A 17303-nucleotide genomic window follows, 5' to 3' on the forward strand; every position below is an offset into this window, starting at 1 on the left:
GCACTCACAGCCACCGCGCGACCCGCCGGAAGCGGTCGTGGTGGTGGTACGGGTGAGGGCGAGCTGGATAAGGTTCATGGGCCGATCATGCTGGGACGGGTGAAGGGCTGTCAACGGGTAACAGGGCCTTTCGTGCAGCAATCAGGAATTCATCCGACAGGTCATTGCCACGTGTCGCACGTGCCAGTGTCACTGCTCCGATCATCATTGCGTACTTTGCGAGCAGGCCCAGGCGGTCTTCATCGTGCAACTGCGCGAATATATCCAGCGACTTTTCGACGCCTTCGATAAACGTATGTTGCAAGGCCGTGTCGGCCGGCTCATGGCACATGTCCGGGGCGAATGCCGACACTGGGCAGCCGTCTCCGGGGTTATCGCGATGGGTGGCGGTCAAATAAGGCCCCATCACGGCCTCACGGGCCGCCTGCTGATCTACGCTGCGATCGATTTTTGCCTGCCAGCCCAAGTTCGCTTGCTCGAATGCCTGCTGGCAAGCTTCGGTGGCGAGGGCTTCCTTGGAGGCGAAGTGCCCGTAGAAACCGCCGTGGGTCAGGCCGGCTGCAGCCATGACGTCCGACAGGCTGATACCGTGCAAGCCGCGTTCGCGAAACAGGTGCGTGGCGGCCTCGACGATGATTTCGCGGTTGAGTTCGGCTTGTTTGCGTGAAACGCGAGGCATGGCAGGGCTCACAGGAAGAAGGGCGGGTGCTGTATGAAAACTACAGGAATGGGTGCCATTCTTAAATAGATTTATGCGGGCATGTATTATTCCCGAGAGGCCGCTCCGTTGCGCCCCTTTTGCGCATTGGGGCGCAACCGCTGTCAGGCGATCACTGTTGGGCGCTGCGTCGCGCCTTGTCTTGCTCTGCCTGTGCAATAGGCATGAAATTGTAGGTAGGAAAAAATTCCGTGGTGTACACCCCCCACGCGCTGTTTTCGATTGCCAGGTTGACCTCTGCCAGGCGCGAGGCCGGGAGACGGAGCACGACGACCTGTCCAATGCCCATGGTGATGTTCCAACTCAGTACTTCCACCCCGGGCGGTGGAAATACCGCGTGGAACGCTTGCCTGGCCAGTTGCGTTTTTAACTCGCCCAAGGGGCGGGATTGATCATGTTTAAGAAACACGGTCAACATGACGGCGTTATCGGCAGTGATGGGCGTAGTCTTTTCATTCAGCGCAACAGCGGTTTGTGCAGTTGCTGAAACTGGCAATAGCGCGGCGGCCAGTAGTGCAGGTAATAACAATAAATGGAGAGGGTTACTTTTATTCATGATTGGGCACCTTGCTCATTGTTGTTTGTATTGGCGATGTTTGATTAATTCGACATGGCGGTCTTGATTGGGCCTTTATAGGGGGCGTGCACGACATAGATGCGTACGGGCGGTTGCGTGGGGATCATGTTGTGCGGTACTTCGCGAGAGTAAGTGAATTCACGGTTATCAAGTTTCTCCAGGCGCCTGACGATTGTTCTATTCGGGCCGAGATCAGGGAACAGGATATGGGTCTTGCGGTCTCCCGTGACCATGAAATACCCGCCGCCGCCATCGGCATGCTTTGAACGGCCGGTGTCGGTGTAGAAGAATTCATAGCGATTGCGCAGTGGATCCCACATTGATATGCCAACGACGCCGGGGTAGTTGGCCTTGACGTCTTTGTCCGGTTCCCCCTCAACATAGACTTTGGTGGTCAACCATTGCGCAGAAGAGGCCAGCGCTTGAATGTCCGCTTCAGGTTCCAGCTGTTCTGCACTATTGGCGTGCGCGCTGAACATGCATGAGAGTAACAGACTGATGAGCACACATTTAAATCTTCGCATTGTCGAATTCCTGTTGTTTTCAATAAGCGACGTTGTTTTTTGTGGGGTCTGCTGCGGGTGATATTAGTTTCAACGTGGGTGGTTGCTCAATGACTATGTAGGGTTGTGTAACAATTAACGCCGCACTTTGCTTATTATTTTAGTTGGATAGCTATTTGCGTCTGATTGGGTTGTAGGCCGATTCTCTAAATAGGCCAAGTTCAGTTTAAACGCGACGACTTGGGTGCAGCCGTGAAGAGCACTTTCCGCTCGCGCCAAATGATGTTGGCATGCCCGCAACCTTCGCTTATGGCGGCCCTCGAGCGCCTGCACCGGTACACCGTTCCTCAGCTAAGTCTTTGCTTATTCAAGAGAATCCCGGACAATCACGGCCCTTCTATGGTCGGGGCGCTGCCTGTCAGGTTTTTCTGACTCGTCCCGGCTATGTAAATGCGGAGATCCGACCGGATGAATGATCAGGCCAATAGCGTCGACGAACGCTATGCAACGACACCTGCAACCCTCACGAGCTGGAGCCGCCAGGACACCACCTGGATGCTTGGCCTGTTCGGCACCGCTATTGGCGCCGGTACCTTGTTCCTGCCGATCAACGCCGGCCTGGGCGGCTTCTGGCCCCTGGTAATCCTTGCGTTGCTGGCGTTCCCGATGACCTTCTTCGCCCACCGTGGCCTGACCCGTTTCGTGCTGTCTGGCCGTGAAGGCTCGGACATCACTGACGTTGTCGAAGAACATTTCGGCATCAAGGCCGGCGCGCTGATCACGTTGCTGTACTTCTTCGCGATCTTCCCAATCCTGCTGATCTACAGCGTCGCGTTGACCAACACGGTCGCCAGCTTCATGGAGCATCAACTGCACATCATGCCGCCGCCACGGGCGATCCTGTCGTTCGTGCTGATCCTCGGCCTGCTGGCCGTGGTGCGTTGCGGCGAGCAAGTGATCGTCAAGGCCATGAGCTTGATGGTGTACCCGTTTATCGTCGCCTTGCTGTTCCTGGCGGTTTACCTGATCCCGCACTGGAATGGCGGCATCCTCAGCACCGCCACTCAGGTCCCGACGCCGTCCGCCCTGCTTAACACCTTGTGGCTGGCGATCCCGGTGATGGTGTTCTCATTCAACCACTCGCCGATCATCTCGGCCTTCGCGGTGGACCAGAAGCGCCAGTACGGCATCCATGCCGATGAGCGCAGCTCGCAGATCCTGTCCCGCGCGCATCTGTTGATGGTGGTGATGGTGCTGTTCTTCGTGTTCAGCTGCGTGCTGACCCTGTCGCCGGCGCAACTGGCCGAGGCGAAGGCACAGAACCTGTCGATCCTGTCGTACCTGGCCAACCACTTCAATAACCCGACCATCGAGTTCGCAGCCCCCTTGATCGCGTTTGTGGCGATTACCAAGTCGTTCCTGGGGCATTACATCGGTGCCAGTGAAGGCCTCAAGGGCCTGGTGTTGAAGACGGGTCGTCGTCCGGGTGCGAAGCGCCTGGATCGCATGACCGCCGCCTTCATGCTGGTGGTGTGCTGGATTGTGGCGACATTGAACCCAAGCATTCTCGGCATGATTGAGGCGCTGGGCGGTCCGATCATTGCTTCGATCCTGTTCCTGATGCCGATGTATGCCATCCGCAAGGTGCCGGCCATGGCCAAGTACCGTGGGCAGGCGTCCAATGTGTTTGTCACGGCGGTTGGTCTGGTGGCGATCACTGCAGTGGTTTATTCGCTTTTTGCTTGAGCCTGATGCGGTCTATCCGACTGCGCAGGGTTAAAATGTGGGAGCGGGCTTGCTCGCGAATGCGATGTATCAGTCACATCATCCGGGACTGATACACCGCATTCGCGAGCAAGCCCGCTCCCACAGTTGGTTTAGGGTGTTGCCGATGCTGTTTTGCAGGCATAAAAAAACGCCGCGTACCTTGCGATACGCGGCGTTTTTTATGTCAACACACCCTTAGGCTTGAATCACCGGGATGTTGGCGCTTGCTGCGATCTTGCGGAACTCAGCGATCTGATCGAAGTTCAGGTAGCGGTAGACGTCACTGGCCATGGTGTCCAGTTTCGCTGCGTAGCCCATGTACTCTTCGACGGTCGGCAGGCGACCCAGGGTAGAAGCTACTGCCGCCAGCTCGGCCGAAGCCAGGTAGACGTTAGCGCCGTCACCCAGACGGTTCGGGAAGTTACGGGTCGACGTCGACACAACGGTCGAGTTCGGTTCTACACGTGCCTGGTTACCCATGCACAGCGAGCAGCCCGGCATTTCCATGCGCGCGCCAGCCTTGCCGTAGATGCCGTAGTAGCCTTCTTCGGTCAGTTGGTGAGCGTCCATCTTGGTCGGAGGCGACAGCCACAGACGGGTAGGCAGCTGGCCCTTGACTTGCTCCAGCAGCTTACCGGCCGCGCGGAAGTGACCGATGTTGGTCATGCACGAACCGATGAACACTTCGTCGATCTTCTCGCCGGCAACGCTCGACAGCAGACGGGCATCGTCCGGATCGTTCGGTGCGCAGAGGATCGGCTCGTTGATCTCGGCCAAGTCGATTTCGATGATTTCAGCGTATTCCGCGTCGGCATCGGCTTCCATCAGCTCAGGGTTCTTGACCCAGGCTTCCATCGCTTGGGCGCGACGTTCCAGGGTACGTGGGTCACCGTAGCCTTCACCGATCATCCAGCGCAGCAGGGTGATGTTGGAGTTCAGGTACTCGGTGATCGACTCTTTCGACAGCTTGATGGTGCAACCGGCAGCCGAACGTTCAGCCGAGGCGTCGGACAGCTCGAAAGCCTGCTCCAGTGTCAGGTCGTTCAGGCCTTCGATTTCCAGGATGCGGCCGGAGAAGGCGTTCTTCTTGCCTTTCTTCTCTACGGTCAGCAGACCCGACTGGATCGCGTAGTAAGGAATGGCATGAACCAGGTCACGCAGGGTGATGCCAGGTTTCATTTTGCCTTTGAAACGCACCAGGATCGATTCCGGCATGTCCAGTGGCATGACGCCAGTGGCTGCGGCGAACGCGACCAGACCGGAACCGGCCGGGAACGAGATGCCCATCGGGAAACGGGTGTGGGAGTCACCCCCGGTGCCGACGGTATCCGGCAGCAGCATGCGGTTCAGCCAGCTGTGGATGATGCCGTCGCCTGGACGCAGGGATACACCGCCACGGGTCATGATGAAGTCAGGCAGGGTGTGGTGGGTGGTCACGTCGATCGGCTTTGGATAGGCCGCGGTGTGGCAGAACGACTGCATCACCAGATCGGTCGAGAAGCCCAGGCACGCCAGGTCTTTCAGTTCGTCACGGGTCATCGGACCGGTGGTGTCCTGGGAACCCACGGTGGTCATCTTCGGTTCGCAGTAGGTGCCAGGACGAACGCCTTTGCCTTCTGGCAGACCGCAGGCCTTGCCGACCATTTTCTGTGCCAGGGTGAAGCCTTTGCCGGTGTCGACAGGCGCTTCCGGCAGCTTGAACAGATCGGTTGGGCCCAGGCCCAGCTCGGCACGGGCCTTGTCGGTCAGGCCGCGACCGATGATCAGCGGGATACGGCCGCCGGCGCGGACTTCGTCCAACAGCACCGGGGTCTTCATTTCGAAGGTGGTGATGACTTCATCGGTACCGTGCTTGCAGACTTTGCCAGCATGCGGGTACAGGTCGATCACGTCGCCCATGTTCATGTTGGTAACGTCGAACTCGATTGGCAGTGCGCCAGCATCTTCCATGGTGTTGTAGAAGATTGGAGCGATCTTGCTGCCGAAGCAGAAGCCGCCGGCGCGCTTGTTCGGCACGTAAGGCACGTCGTCGCCGAAGAACCACAGTACGGAGTTGGTCGCGGATTTACGCGAGGAACCGGTACCGACCACGTCACCGACGTAGGCGATCGGGAAGCCTTGGCCGCGCATCTCTTCGATCTGCTTCATCGGGCCGGTCTTGCCTTGCTCATCCGGCACGATGCCTTCACGGGCCATTTTCAGCATGGCCAGGGCGTGCAGCGGGATGTCAGGACGGGACCAGGCATCAGGAGCCGGGGACAGGTCGTCGGTGTTGGTTTCGCCGGTGACCTTGAAGACGCGCAGGCTGATCTTGTCGGCCAGGGTAGGGCGGTTGCGGAACCACTCGCCGTCGGCCCAGGACTGGATCACGGCTTTGGCGTGTTCGTTGCCGTTCCTGGCTTTTTCAGCCACGTCGTGGAACGCATCGAACATCAGCAGGGTGTGCTTGAGTTGGGCGGCGGCGACCGGAGCCAGTGCGGCGTCGTCCAGCAGCTCAACCAGGGTCACGATGTTGTAGCCGCCTTGCATAGTGCCAAGCAGTTCAACGGCGCGTTTCTTGTCGATCAGGGGGGAAGTGGCTTCGCCCTTGGCCAGGGCAGACAGGAAACCGGCCTTGACGTAGGCAGCTTCGTCAACGCCTGGTGGAATGCGGTTGGTGATCAGGTCAACGAGGAATTCTTCTTCGCCAGCCGGAGGATTTTTCAGCAGCTCGACCAGGCCTGCGGTTTGTTCGGCGTTAAGCGGCTGGGGAACAATACCCAGGGCTGCACGCTCTTCGATATGTTTGCGGTAGGCTTCAAGCACAGTTATTACCCTCATCAGTGGTCCCACGGGACGCTCATCCAGAAATGAACGGCACGCATGCGCTCAGGGGCTTTTTGGGCCGCAAAGCCAGCGCTGCCGGCATTCCTCACAGAAGCTGCTTTCAAAGTTTTACGCCTGCAGAACGGAGCTGATGAGGGTTGGCGAGGGCTCTGACCTACCGAGTCATGGACCATCGCCAACACCGTTCTGAAGGAACGACTGTGCTCGTGACGCTTTGAAAACAGCTTCCAGCGGATTATTGGCGCCTTACAAGGCCGGATGATTCTACGGCAAAAAATTTCTAAAGGTAAGTTGCCTCACCAAGTTTGAAGGGTGATCACGCTTAGACAAAGGGCTAACATGGCGCATTGTTTCGCTGATTTGCGTGTCGTTGCCCATGTCCAACCAAACCATCAAGACCCCCTGCGTCGGCCTGTGCTCCACGGTCTACGGCGATCTCGTGTGCCGTGGCTGCAAGCGCTTCCACCACGAAGTGATCCAGTGGAATGGCTATAACGAAGAGGAAAAACGCGAGGTCTGGCTACGCTTGGAGCAACTGTTGGTGCAGGTGATGGCCGGCAAGCTGGAGGTGTTCGACCCCAAGACCCTGCGCGGCCAGCTGGAGCAGCGCAAGATTCGCTTCGTGCCGCACCAGTCCGAGTATTGCTGGGCATACCAGTTGATCGCCCGTGGTGCGCGGGTGATTTCCAACTTGGAGGCTTACGGCATGGTGCTGTTGCCGGAATTTCGCGACTGGCCCTTGCCGGACCTGCGTGATGCCATTGATCGGGAGTTTTTTATCCTGTCAGAGGCGCACTACCAGCGCTATATCGCGCCAAACTTTCTCAAAGATGTATTTTCCAACGGATAACGCGCAACCCAATGTGGGAGCGGGCTTGTTCGCGAATGCGGTGTGTCAGTGAATGAATAATTTACTGAACCACCGCATTCGCGAGCAAGCCCGCTCCCACAAAGTTGATCGCAGTCGTTCGGAAGACCCCGTCAGGCCTTGGTAGCCAGTTCTCCCAGCTGATCCATCAGCGTGTCGGGCTTGAGTACCAGCACATCGCTTTCCACGGCATCCAGTATCACCTCCGCCGTATTGCCGATCAGCGCCCCGGTAATCCCGGTGCGCGCCACCGTACCGATAATTGTCACGGCTGCCTGCCACTTATGGGCAGCGAACGGGATCAGCACATCCGCCGGGCCTTCCTCAATGTGCAAGTGTGAGTCGTCCACATCAAACTCTGCCTGGAACGCCTTGCATTGCTCGCGATAACGCGCCTCGATGGTTTCCTTGAGCTGAAACGTCGGGTCCGCCGCCGACAACATCGGCGACGGATGGGCGCTGATCACATGCAATTGCGCCTTGGCCAAGCTGGCGATATCAAAACCATGGTCAATGATCGCGTTGTGCAGGGAGCGGTGCTCGCCATCGGTATTGCCGACATCGATGGCCGCCAAAATCACCCCGCCGGTCCATGGCTTGGCGGTCTTGACCAGCAGCACCGCTGTCGGGCAATAGCGCAGCAACTTCCAGTCGGCAGGCGTCAGCAGCGCCTTTTTCAATGGACTGTCGGGGAAGTGTTGCTTGATTACCAGCCCGCAACCCTCCGCCTGCTGCACGTCGATAATGGTTTCATGCAGGCTGGCATTCCAGGCCTGCTCGGTGCTGACGCTGTAGCCGTCTTCGTGCAAACCCGACTTGAGCAGGGCCAGCAGCGCCGAGTGCTCGTGCTTCTTGTCGCAGACCAGCAAATGCAGGTGCGCGCCGGTGACCCCAGCGATCAGCTTGGCACGCTTGAGGGCCAGGCTTTCCGAATGCTCGGGCTCGATGACCACCAGGATGCTGCGGATGGCTTGCATGGTCGGGATCTCCAAAAAGGGTGGGCCTGGAACAACTATAGTTGCTGCACGGCAGACGTCATGTTGATGCACATCAAGGCCGGTGGCTGGTGGTCTGCGGCGGGGTCGGTATAATCGCCGGCCTTTTGTGATCCTTTTGCCCGTGAGCCCGATGAACCTGCCAGATATCCACGAATTCCTCGGTTGCCGCACCCCTGACGCCTGGGTCCAGGCCGCGCTGGCCGATCAGGACACCCTGCTGATCGACCACAAGAACTGCGAATTCAAAGCCGCCAGCACCGCCCTGAGCCTGATCGCCAAGTACTACAGCCATGTGGACCTGATCAACATGATGTCGCGCCTGGCCCGTGAAGAGCTGGTGCACCACGAACAAGTCATGCGCCTGATGAAAAAGCGCAAAGTCGAGTTGCGCCAATTGAATGCTGGTCGGTATGCCTCGGGTTTGCGCAAAGTGGTGCGCACCCATGAACCTGTCAAGCTGGTGGACACCCTGGTGGTGGGCGCTTTTATCGAAGCGCGCAGTTGTGAGCGTTTCGAAGCCTTGGTGCCGCATTTGGACGAAGAACTCGGCAAGTTTTACTTCGGCCTGCTGAAAAGCGAGGCGCGGCACTTCCAGGGTTACCTCAAGCTGGCCTACCAATACGGCGACGCCAAGGACGTCGCCCAGGTGATCGAGCGGGTGAGGGCGGCCGAGCAGGAACTGATCGAGTCACCCGACATCGAGTTCCGCTTTCACAGTGGCGTGCCAGCCTGAGGCCACGGCCGCGCCGATCAGCGCGGTGATTCCGGCGAGCAGCAGGATCACCGGCTGTGTACCCAGCGGTGCTGCCAACACTGCTATCGCCAAGCCTGCCAAAGGTTGCGGCAGGTTGTTGAGCAAGGTGATCACGCCCACGGTCTTGCCGAAGTCCTGCACGGGAATCACCCGCTGACGGGTGCTGCGCAGGTAGACGTTGAACATCTTGTCGAAACCGGTGACCAGCAGGAAGCCCACGGCGTATAGCCAGATGCCGGGGCTGATCGCCATGATCACTGCACCTACCGCAATCATCGAATACGACAACCCGCCCAGCACCCTCAGCGGGAGCCCGGCCCGCGCCAGGTAAAACAGAATCCCGATGGTCACCAAGGCGCCGGCTGCCTGCAGCAGGGCATAGGTGTCCTTGTCTTGCGCAAATTGGCCGGTCACCATCGCCGCAGATGTGGCCAGCGTGACACCAATGATCAAGTTGACGCCCACGGCCAGCGTAATGATCCGCTTCAGTTCCGGCAGGCTGCGGATATGCCCGAAGGCAATCTTCAGTGGCTGCAGCCAGATATCCCGATGCTGCACGAACGTTTCCAGCTGTGTCGTGCTGGAGCGTTGCCACGCCCGCATCGCCAGGTCGGCCAATAAAAACAGCCCGGCCACCCCGAGTACGACCCAGTGCCAGGCCCACACTTCCAGCATCAGCGCGGCCACCAAAGGCCCGAGCACCAGCCCGCTCTGGTCAGCAATCTGCGAATAGGAAAGCGTCTTGGCATAGCTGTAGTGGGGGAAGACATGAGGCATCAACACTTCCCGCGCCATGATGCCCTGGGTCGTCAACACGCCGCAGAGCGCCGAGAGCAGCACGATCCAGAGGATGCCGTCGAAGACCCCGTACAAAACCACGGCCACCCCGCAAGCCAGCGCCCGGCAAACCTGGCTGATATGCAGGATGCGCACCGGCGCGAACTTGTCGCACAATGCGCCACACACCGGGAACGCGAGATAACGCGGCAGCGACTCGACAAAGAATGCAAGTCCAGCCCAAGCCACGCTCTGGGTAGTCTGGAACACGATCAAGGGCACGATAAACAGCAGAATCTGGTCGGCCAGCCGCGACAAGAACAGCGAAACAAAGAACGCCAGGTAATCCTTGCGCATACAACTCCCTGTGGTTGGCGTTAAAGATTGCAGGTTATTTGTTAAAAACTCTTAAAAACATGAACCTTCGTGGCCAATCCTGGCCAGCGGCTTCAGTTGTCCAGCTTGCCACCTATAATGCCCGCTCTTCAATCCGTGTCTGCAGACTGAGAACTTATGGAAAACCTGGGGCTGGGCAAGGTCTTGCTCGTTGAGGACGACGAAAAACTGGCAGGGCTGATCGCGCACTTTCTCGCGCAGCATGGCTTTGAGGTACGCGTGGAGCATCGGGGCGATGAGGCCTTGGCGGCGTTTCTCGCGTTCAAGCCGAAGATCGTCGTACTTGACCTGATGTTGCCGGGCCAGAGTGGCCTGCATGTGTGTCGCGCAATTCGCGCGGTGTCCGACACGCCGATCGTGATCCTCACGGCCAAGGAAGACGACCTGGACCATATCCTTGGCCTGGAGTCCGGTGCCGACGATTATGTGATCAAGCCGATCAAGCCCCCTGTGTTGCTGGCGCGCCTGCGTGCCCTGCAACGACGTCAGGCGCCGGAGCCGACGGTGCGCGGGGCGCTGGCCTTCGGGCGGCTGGCCATCGATCGCAGTTGCCGCGTGGTCAGCCTTGGCGATGACAAGATCGACCTCACCACCATGGAGTTTGAATTGCTGTGGCTGCTGGCCAGTAACTCGGGGACGATCCTGTCCCGCGATGACATCCTCAACCGCATGCGCGGCATTGCGTTCGACGGGCTCAACCGCAGTGTCGATGTCTACATCAGCAAACTGCGCAGCAAACTCAACGACAACCCGCGCGAACCAGTGTGCATCAAGACCATCTGGGGCAAGGGCTACCTGTTCAACCCGTTTGCGTGGGAGGCCTAGATGCTGCGGCTCTATATCCGCCTGTACATCATCCTTGCGCTAGGCCTGGCGGGCGCTATCTGGCTGGTCAACTACACGTTCGACGAGCTTCTTCCCGAGGCCAACGAAACCTATAACCGCGAGGCCATGCGCGGCCCGGCCTATGCTTTGGTCGAGCAGTTGCGACCCTTGCTCGGTGATGCCCGCCAAGCGCGTCTGGGCGAGTTGCAACCCCATTACGGTCTGCACCTGAAACTGGTCCAGCGCGATGACCTGGCGCTGAACCCGCGTGAGCAACAGTTGCTGGCGGCTGGGCAGTTGGTGGTGCGTGGCGATTTCATGGAGTTCATCGCCAATCTCGACGGCGGCCCGCAATTGCTCAATATCAAGCTGCCCGACGAGCCTAAATGGCTGTACTTGTGGGCCTACAGCCTGTTGGGGCTGAGCCTGGCGATCGTGCTGTATTTCTGGGTTCGGCCGCACTGGCGCGATCTGGAGCATATCCGTCTGGCGGCGCAACGTTTCGGTGACAACGAGCTCAGCTCGCGCATCCTGCTGCCGCGCCGTTCCACCGTGCGTGAGCTGGCGGGGCACTTCAACCAGATGGCCGAGCGTATCGAAAGCCTGATCGCCAACCAGCGCGAACTCACCAACGCCGTGTCCCACGAACTGCGCACGCCCATTGCACGCCTCTCGTTCGAACTCGACCAACTCAAGCAGCAGGCCGACCCGCGCCAGCGTGGCGAATTGATTGCTGACATGTATGCAGACCTGGGCGAACTGGAAGAAATGGTCTCCGAACTGCTTACCTATGCCAGCCTGGAACGTGGCGCCACCCAGGTCACACGCGAAAGCATCGAGGCCCTCAGCTGGCTCGACAGCGTGATCGGCAGTGTGGCCCTGGAGGCCGAGGCGGCAGGTATTCAATTGTCGTTGCGCACGTGCGAGGTGGACTTTATCCAGATCGAGCCACGCTTTATGGCACGTGCGGTGATCAACCTGTTGCGCAACGCCATCCGCTACGCCGAGCGTCGGGTGGAAGTCTCGCTGGTCAAGTTCGGCAGCGGCTACGAAGTGCGGGTGTGTGACGACGGGCCCGGCGTCCCGGAGGACGGCCGGGCGAAGATTTTCCAACCCTTCATGCGCCTGGACGCGAGTCGCGATCGCCGTACCGGCGGCTTCGGCCTGGGCCTGGCGCTGGTGCAGCGGGTGTCGCAGTGGCATGGCGGCCAGGTGCAGGTGTTGGACTCGGAATGGGGCGGCGCCTCATTCCGAATGACGTGGGCGTACGTTGAGTCATAGGGTTATCGAGTGAATTGGCGCGGCCTATAAGTGATTCTCAGGTCGTCATGTATAGGAGGCAGGCCGGGCGGAGCGATATTGATCCTGATGGTTTGACCATGGTTTTTTTGGATGTGCGGAATGGCTTTTCCATTAAATAAACCTTCCGTCAATAGATCGGTGGCTTGCTCAATAACTGCCGACGTCCCATTGGGATAGTTTCGCAACACCTCATTTCGTACTCCGTTTCGTATGGCGGTTACGGATGTCGAGCCATGCGTCAATGAGACGGTCCCTTCAAACGCCTTGACCGGTTTGTTTATTTCTTGTTGAAAGAGGCGCCCAAATGCTTTGCTTCTGCCTTCAGCGGAGTAGCACACCAGAAGGCGTACGTTATCGGCAGAAGTAAGGTCCACACCCTTTGCTCTCAGCAGCTTCGCTAACCCAGGCGCATCATAAAGCGTGTTGTCCATGATTATCTTCGTACCGTCACCTGTGATCCGCTCAACCCAATTTCGTTTGATACCGTGTGCGACGACATTGAGGCGGTTCGTGCCTTTATAGGTATCGGTGAAGGTATGAACTTCATTGCCAATCAGTTTCAGATCCCTCATCGGCCCGCCCATTTGAATGACATTGTCGCGGCTCAATCCTATGTCCAGTGCGCGCTGCTGAGGTGTCATGGCAGGTGTGCTTGTGCCAGGCGCTGCAGACACCTGTGGCTTGAAGTCCTCCAAGGGCTTTCCATACGTTTTGTTGGTCTTTGGATCTACCGCATACCATTTGCGGGTTGTTCTATCGAACCTTGCTGGTGTGGAGAATTCGGTAAGGCCTCTTTTGTAAGTGCCTTGCGCGATGTCAGGTTTTCGGGCGAGGTCGGAAAAGTCATATTGCCCGGTTTTTCCTGGCGAGAACTTATGGAAATTAGCGTTGAGCCCACCGGAAGGCTGAGCCGGTGTTTGTGTAAACAGCCGTCGTCCGAAAGGTTTACCGCTTTGTTTCAACGCGCTATTCACCGGCTTGGCCGCTGCGCCAGCAACCTTGCCCAGACCCGCGGTGGTCAAGTACATGACACCATCGAATACGATGTCGGACGCCACCGCAAGCCAATCGCCGTTGAGCACGTTTCTGATGGGGTTCACGACAACCATCGAGGCGAACAGCACCTCTCTGTTCCTTTCGAACTCTTCATCTTCTTCGTCAAATCGCGTTGTGTGGCCGCTGGCATTCACCAGTTGTTCAAGCTCGACATCACCGAGGGTGTGCTTGGAGAGCAACTCCCCCAGAAACTGATTGCGTGCACTGTTATACGATGCCGGGACACTGGCGTCTGCCGGCGGCGTGATGGCTTGTAACTTATGGCTGTCGGTCTGCGAGACGCTAAATGGCGTGATGGCTGTATTGGAGAATTTTTCTCCTGCCAGATGAGGTGTGGGCGCCTTGATCCATAGCCCTTGAGGGCCTGGAACGAATGCGCTGCCAAGGTCATCGCGGGCTTTCAGATAGTTGTGTTGCGGGCAAAATTCATAGAATTTTACTTTGTTCTCATGCGTTGACTTGATGATCAACGCGCGCTTGCTCGGATCTTGACTCGGCGTTGATTGGTCAAGATTGACGGCGCCGGACTTGGTGATGACTCGATGTTTGATGACGGTGCCTTCAATGAAAATCTCGAGTTTTCCATATTCCAGCTGCTTTCTATCGCTGATCGGTTGTTGCGCAATGAGATGTTTGCTGAGGGTGACCAGCCCGCTTTCCCTGCGTTGCTGATAATTGGCCACAGCAAGGCGGTGTACGGACTTGATATCCGGGAGGTGGTGAAGTAATCCGGTGGTTGTTCCTGGAAGCGCCTGTTCTCTCAATGAATACCATGTGTTGTCCTCCTGCGGGGCTGGCGCTCGGCCTGAGAGATAAAGGTCCAATAGGGAATAAGGGCCCGTGTTGGTATGTAATATATCGTTGTTGAGGGCGTTATTCGCCCGCGCCTGGGGCGTTGTGAGCACGGCCAGTTCAAAGGGCACATTCTTATAGCGCTTCCCCAGTTCTTCCAGTGCCTGGTCTTTGAGCAGTGGAACCTTCGCGGTGATGTCCCCGGGGGTTGTTTGCAGCTCGCTCATGACCTCGGAGAACGTTTTCTGCGCTGTGTCCAACTGTTCGTCTGAATAACGCCCTGTAGGCGATGGCGAGAGGACGCCATGCACTAACGCCCAATCGATGACCATGTCTAATTTGGCCGCATTCAATAGCGCTTGGTCTTCTGTAGCAACCGGATCGATTGCCGCGAATTTTACGACTTCAGCAAAGCTCATGAGGGAACTGCTGCCAGGGCTCTTTGCTTCTATGTAGGCCACTGTGGCTTTCAGGGTGGCCCACGCCGGTGAACCGTAAGTCACGTCAGCGGGGATGTCCTTGACCAGCAGTTCCGGCGCGGCACTTGATAGCAGCATAAACGCCGCCACGGGGGCCATCCTGGTCGTGCAACGGCCACTCTCGGCCAAATGGGGGATCAACGCTTGCTTGATGTGACTCAGCGGCTGCCCATAGAAACATGGGGCCGCGAGGTCGAAACCGGCACATTCATTTCTCTTCGCCACATCATGGGCCGTGGGTGCATCCAGCCCCAACAGGATCGCCGCGAGGGTCATGTCAGAGCCGTCGGTATCGCCAGCGACGCCCATTTTCCGCTGTAGGGCAGCTTCCAGCGTCCGGGCTTTTGGCGAGCGAAGGAGGTCATCTACGATTTCTCGTGGGGCGTTCAGCTCGGCGTCTGTCCAATGGCGATTTTTCGTCAGGTAGGTAAAAGCCCCTCCTTCATTGTTCACGGCGTGCGAAGCACCCAAGTCCGGTAGCTTGAGGTTGTTAAAGCGTATGTGGCTGTAGAGCTGCTTTTTTTCATCCAGCGTCAGTGCCGCCGCCCAGCTCAAGGCGCCGGTGAGATTGCCATGGGGGATGGAAGGCAAGGGCCCGCGTTGAATGGACTTGATCAAGTTGTTGATGTCGTCTTTGGTCTGCGGAACGATCCACCCCTTGTCGGTGATGAATCGTCTGAGGCTGACGCTGGCCTCCGGTGCCAACTGCTCATCCTGAACGTACCAGGAAGTGGGGTCCACGTTTAACTTGAACGCGTCACTGTCGAGCATTTGCGCAATCAAGGTTTTTTCGTGTTGCGCAGCCTGTTCCGAGGTGTGTGGCGAATCAATGAAAGAGGGAGGGCTGTCGGTCGCGTTGGCAGAGGCGGGGGGTGGCGTGATTGCCGTGGACAACAGTTGGCACAGGCGCGTGTTGTTACGAACATCGCCCCATTCCCTCTGCTGCTGTTCCAGCGCGGTCTCTGAGCGCAGTTCAAATTGTGCGGGTGAGAGCACCGCACCAGGCAGGGGAAAGGTGTTAGCGTGTTTGACGTCATTCGCGCGTTCTGTGAGCGCTTCACGGCTATGGGGCACCTGCTCGCCATAGAAGGCCGCAATGTCTTTGAGGTCAGCGGGGCGCGTGGCATGCGTAACGGGGTCGGACCGACCAGGCGAAGGGACAGAGACGCAGATGTTGCCCGCCGCTAACGTTTTGGACGTCTGCATGATCAATGGCCACGAGGCAGGCAACGATTGGCCGTCGCTGAACTGTGCCCCCAGCGCGAGGATGCTGGCGCGCGCACCCGCTTCACCGGATGCCGAGGGCTTGGCGTAGGCCTGTATCCAACCGGGCGTGGTGTCGCTCGGGGGGAAAATGCGAAGGGGGCGGGATAGGTCAACGCGATTGGCGTGGGCCCACTGCTTGAAATCGTCACCCGCCACTAGGCTGTCGAGGTGGTTTCGCCATTGCCCGAACGTAGAGTCGACAGGCACAGGGTAAACGGCCTCACTTCCGGTCACCGGTAAGGGCAAGTCTTGGGCTGCGCGGGTTAGCGCGGCGGCATAGGTTCCCGCCAATTCTGCGTCGGCTATATACCGCGGGGTACTTTTTATGAGTTCCAACCAGTCAGGTGCTTGTGGGGCCGACTGAGGTGAAGGGAGTTGCTGTGCATCCGGTGGTGGGGACTGGTACGTGGCGGCCGAAACAGTAGCGGATTGAGTCGATGAGACCATCAGTAAACTCCAGAAGAACGACGATAGCGACTGCGTGTTTTCCCACATGCAGCAGTGACTATTCGTCGCAAGTGCCAGGCCTCCGGTTCCCCTCTGCTCAGTGAGGGGATATTTCACTCCTCAGGGGTTGAGCGTTGATGCCGACTTCCCCCTCAAAAGCTGTATTCCAGCACACCCATCACCGACGTCTGCAACCGACGCTCCACGATCGGGCTCTTGCCGGCTTCATCCGCCAGGTACTGCACATCCAGCAAGGTCGAGAACTGGGTGTCCTCGCTGATCGGCAGGCTCCACACCAGGTTCATGCCATTACTGATATTGCCCGCGCCCGCCTTGTAGGTTTTGAAGCGGCTGCGTGCGGCTTGGCCGGTGGTCACGCCGTACCAGGTCTGCAAGTAGTCACGGTCCCCGAAATGGCTGTTGAGGCTGGCGTCGAGGGAGCCGAAACGGCCTTCATACAGGTTGGTGCCCAGGCTCAGTTCCACGTGGGTGAACGCCTTGCCGCTGTCCTTGTGGTCATCTTCCTTGAGCGCATGTTCCAGGGTGGCGCCAACAATCACGCCGCCCAGGTTGTAGCTGGCACTCACACCCAGTTGCGGGCGTGACTTGATCTCGCCCATGCCTTTGAGACGCTTGGCGCCGAGGTGCATGGACGTGTTTTTGTCCTTGCGCGAAGCACTGGCACCGACGTAGGCCTTGAAGCTCAAGGCATTGCCTTCGTAACCCCAGCCCAGGCCTTTGTCGGTGTCGAGAAAAAGCCCCCAAGGGCTGACGATGGCACCACCGAACACGGGAGCAGTCATGCGTTCATCGCTGCCGCTGTAGCGGGGCAGGTTGGCCACCCCGGCGTTGAGGCTGTAGGTCCAGTCCTCGGCCAGTGCGCTGTTGGCTCCGGCGAGTAAACACAGGGAAGTCATGGACAGGCAGAGGTTTTTGGGGCTCATCAGGGTTT

The 17303-nt window shown here is 58.4% G+C and carries 13 protein-coding genes; 5 read left to right on the plus strand and 8 right to left on the minus strand.

The annotated features are described in order from the left end of the window. Positions 1-85: 85 nt before the first annotated feature. From AC4PS7_RS06355 to AC4PS7_RS06365, 3 genes are all read right to left on the minus strand, one after another. Positions 86-679 carry a TetR/AcrR family transcriptional regulator gene (locus tag AC4PS7_RS06355; protein WP_492179229.1) on the minus strand — a complete coding sequence of 198 codons (594 nt, stop codon included), beginning with the start codon at positions 677-679 and terminating at the stop codon, positions 86-88. Between the two features lie 151 nt (positions 680-830). Further along, positions 831-1274, minus strand: coding sequence for a hypothetical protein (locus AC4PS7_RS06360; protein ID WP_047541697.1), 444 nt, complete (start codon positions 1272-1274; stop codon positions 831-833). 44 nt (positions 1275-1318) lie between these two features. Further along, complete coding sequence (locus AC4PS7_RS06365; RefSeq protein ID WP_492179349.1) at positions 1319-1774, minus strand: DUF4822 domain-containing protein; 456 nt, start codon at positions 1772-1774, stop codon at positions 1319-1321. A 492-nt stretch (positions 1775-2266) separates the two neighbouring features. Between AC4PS7_RS06365 and AC4PS7_RS06370 the strand changes: the two genes are divergently transcribed. Beyond that, positions 2267-3544, plus strand: a complete 1278-nt coding sequence (locus AC4PS7_RS06370) for an HAAAP family serine/threonine permease (protein WP_492179230.1) — start codon at positions 2267-2269, stop codon at positions 3542-3544. Between the two features lie 216 nt (positions 3545-3760). Here the strand turns inward: AC4PS7_RS06370 and acnB are convergent, their stop codons facing one another. Then, positions 3761-6370, minus strand: coding sequence for a bifunctional aconitate hydratase 2/2-methylisocitrate dehydratase (gene acnB / locus AC4PS7_RS06375; RefSeq protein WP_010210070.1), 2610 nt, complete (start codon positions 6368-6370; stop codon positions 3761-3763). Between the two features lie 397 nt (positions 6371-6767). Between acnB and AC4PS7_RS06380 the strand changes: the two genes are divergently transcribed. Beyond that, complete coding sequence (locus AC4PS7_RS06380; protein WP_492179231.1) at positions 6768-7241, plus strand: DUF1289 domain-containing protein; 474 nt, start codon at positions 6768-6770, stop codon at positions 7239-7241. Between the two features lie 131 nt (positions 7242-7372). Here the strand turns inward: AC4PS7_RS06380 and AC4PS7_RS06385 are convergent, their stop codons facing one another. Next, a complete protein-coding gene (locus tag AC4PS7_RS06385) occupies positions 7373-8236 on the minus strand; it encodes a universal stress protein (RefSeq protein WP_010210073.1) in 864 nt (287 codons plus the stop codon). Between the two features lie 151 nt (positions 8237-8387). Here AC4PS7_RS06385 and AC4PS7_RS06390 point away from each other — a divergent pair, with 151 nt between their 5' ends. Further along, the gene (locus AC4PS7_RS06390) at positions 8388-8990 is read left to right on the plus strand and encodes a MiaE family protein (RefSeq protein ID WP_010210074.1); all 603 of its coding nucleotides are present in this window, start codon (positions 8388-8390) and stop codon (positions 8988-8990) included. Here the strand turns inward: AC4PS7_RS06390 and AC4PS7_RS06395 are convergent. Next, entirely contained in the window at positions 8946-10145 is a 1200-nt protein-coding gene (locus tag AC4PS7_RS06395) for an MFS transporter (protein ID WP_045792030.1), read from the minus strand. The genes AC4PS7_RS06390 and AC4PS7_RS06395 overlap by 45 nt on opposite strands. A 156-nt stretch (positions 10146-10301) precedes the next feature. Between AC4PS7_RS06395 and AC4PS7_RS06400 the strand changes: the two genes are divergently transcribed. Beyond that, the gene (locus AC4PS7_RS06400; protein WP_010210077.1) at positions 10302-11009 is read left to right on the plus strand and encodes a winged helix-turn-helix domain-containing protein; all 708 of its coding nucleotides are present in this window, start codon (positions 10302-10304) and stop codon (positions 11007-11009) included. Continuing rightward, on the plus strand, positions 11010-12290 hold the full coding sequence (locus AC4PS7_RS06405; RefSeq protein WP_010210078.1) for an ATP-binding protein: 1281 nt from the start codon (positions 11010-11012) through the stop codon (positions 12288-12290). Positions 12291-12292: 2 nt separating this feature from the next. On the opposite strand, the gene AC4PS7_RS06410 is transcribed toward AC4PS7_RS06405, so the two are convergent. Both AC4PS7_RS06410 and AC4PS7_RS06415 read right to left on the minus strand, forming a co-directional pair. Next, the gene (locus AC4PS7_RS06410) at positions 12293-16060 is read right to left on the minus strand and encodes a hypothetical protein (RefSeq protein ID WP_492179232.1); all 3768 of its coding nucleotides are present in this window, start codon (positions 16058-16060) and stop codon (positions 12293-12295) included. Positions 16061-16503: 443 nt separating this feature from the next. Beyond that, on the minus strand, positions 16504-17295 hold the full coding sequence (locus AC4PS7_RS06415; protein ID WP_082054469.1) for a MipA/OmpV family protein: 792 nt from the start codon (positions 17293-17295) through the stop codon (positions 16504-16506). Positions 17296-17303 lie beyond the last annotated feature (8 nt).

The sequence above is a fragment of the Pseudomonas sp. DW-iso3 genome, from assembly GCF_058725305.1.

Coding starts and splice junctions, on each gene's coding strand:
- AC4PS7_RS06415 (WP_082054469.1), bottom strand. CDS start 17,295: ATGAGCCCCAAAAACCTCTGCCTGTCCATGACTTCCCTGTGTTTACTC.
- AC4PS7_RS06360 (WP_047541697.1), bottom strand. CDS start 1,274: ATGAATAAAAGTAACCCTCTCCATTTATTGTTATTACCTGCACTACTG.
- AC4PS7_RS06405 (WP_010210078.1), top strand. CDS start 11,010: ATGCTGCGGCTCTATATCCGCCTGTACATCATCCTTGCGCTAGGCCTG.
- AC4PS7_RS06355 (WP_492179229.1), bottom strand. CDS start 679: ATGCCTCGCGTTTCACGCAAACAAGCCGAACTCAACCGCGAAATCATC.
- AC4PS7_RS06370 (WP_492179230.1), top strand. CDS start 2,267: ATGAATGATCAGGCCAATAGCGTCGACGAACGCTATGCAACGACACCT.
- AC4PS7_RS06385 (WP_010210073.1), bottom strand. CDS start 8,236: ATGCAAGCCATCCGCAGCATCCTGGTGGTCATCGAGCCCGAGCATTCG.
- AC4PS7_RS06390 (WP_010210074.1), top strand. CDS start 8,388: ATGAACCTGCCAGATATCCACGAATTCCTCGGTTGCCGCACCCCTGAC.
- AC4PS7_RS06395 (WP_045792030.1), bottom strand. CDS start 10,145: ATGCGCAAGGATTACCTGGCGTTCTTTGTTTCGCTGTTCTTGTCGCGG.
- AC4PS7_RS06400 (WP_010210077.1), top strand. CDS start 10,302: ATGGAAAACCTGGGGCTGGGCAAGGTCTTGCTCGTTGAGGACGACGAA.
- AC4PS7_RS06365 (WP_492179349.1), bottom strand. CDS start 1,774: ATGTTCAGCGCGCACGCCAATAGTGCAGAACAGCTGGAACCTGAAGCG.
- AC4PS7_RS06380 (WP_492179231.1), top strand. CDS start 6,768: ATGTCCAACCAAACCATCAAGACCCCCTGCGTCGGCCTGTGCTCCACG.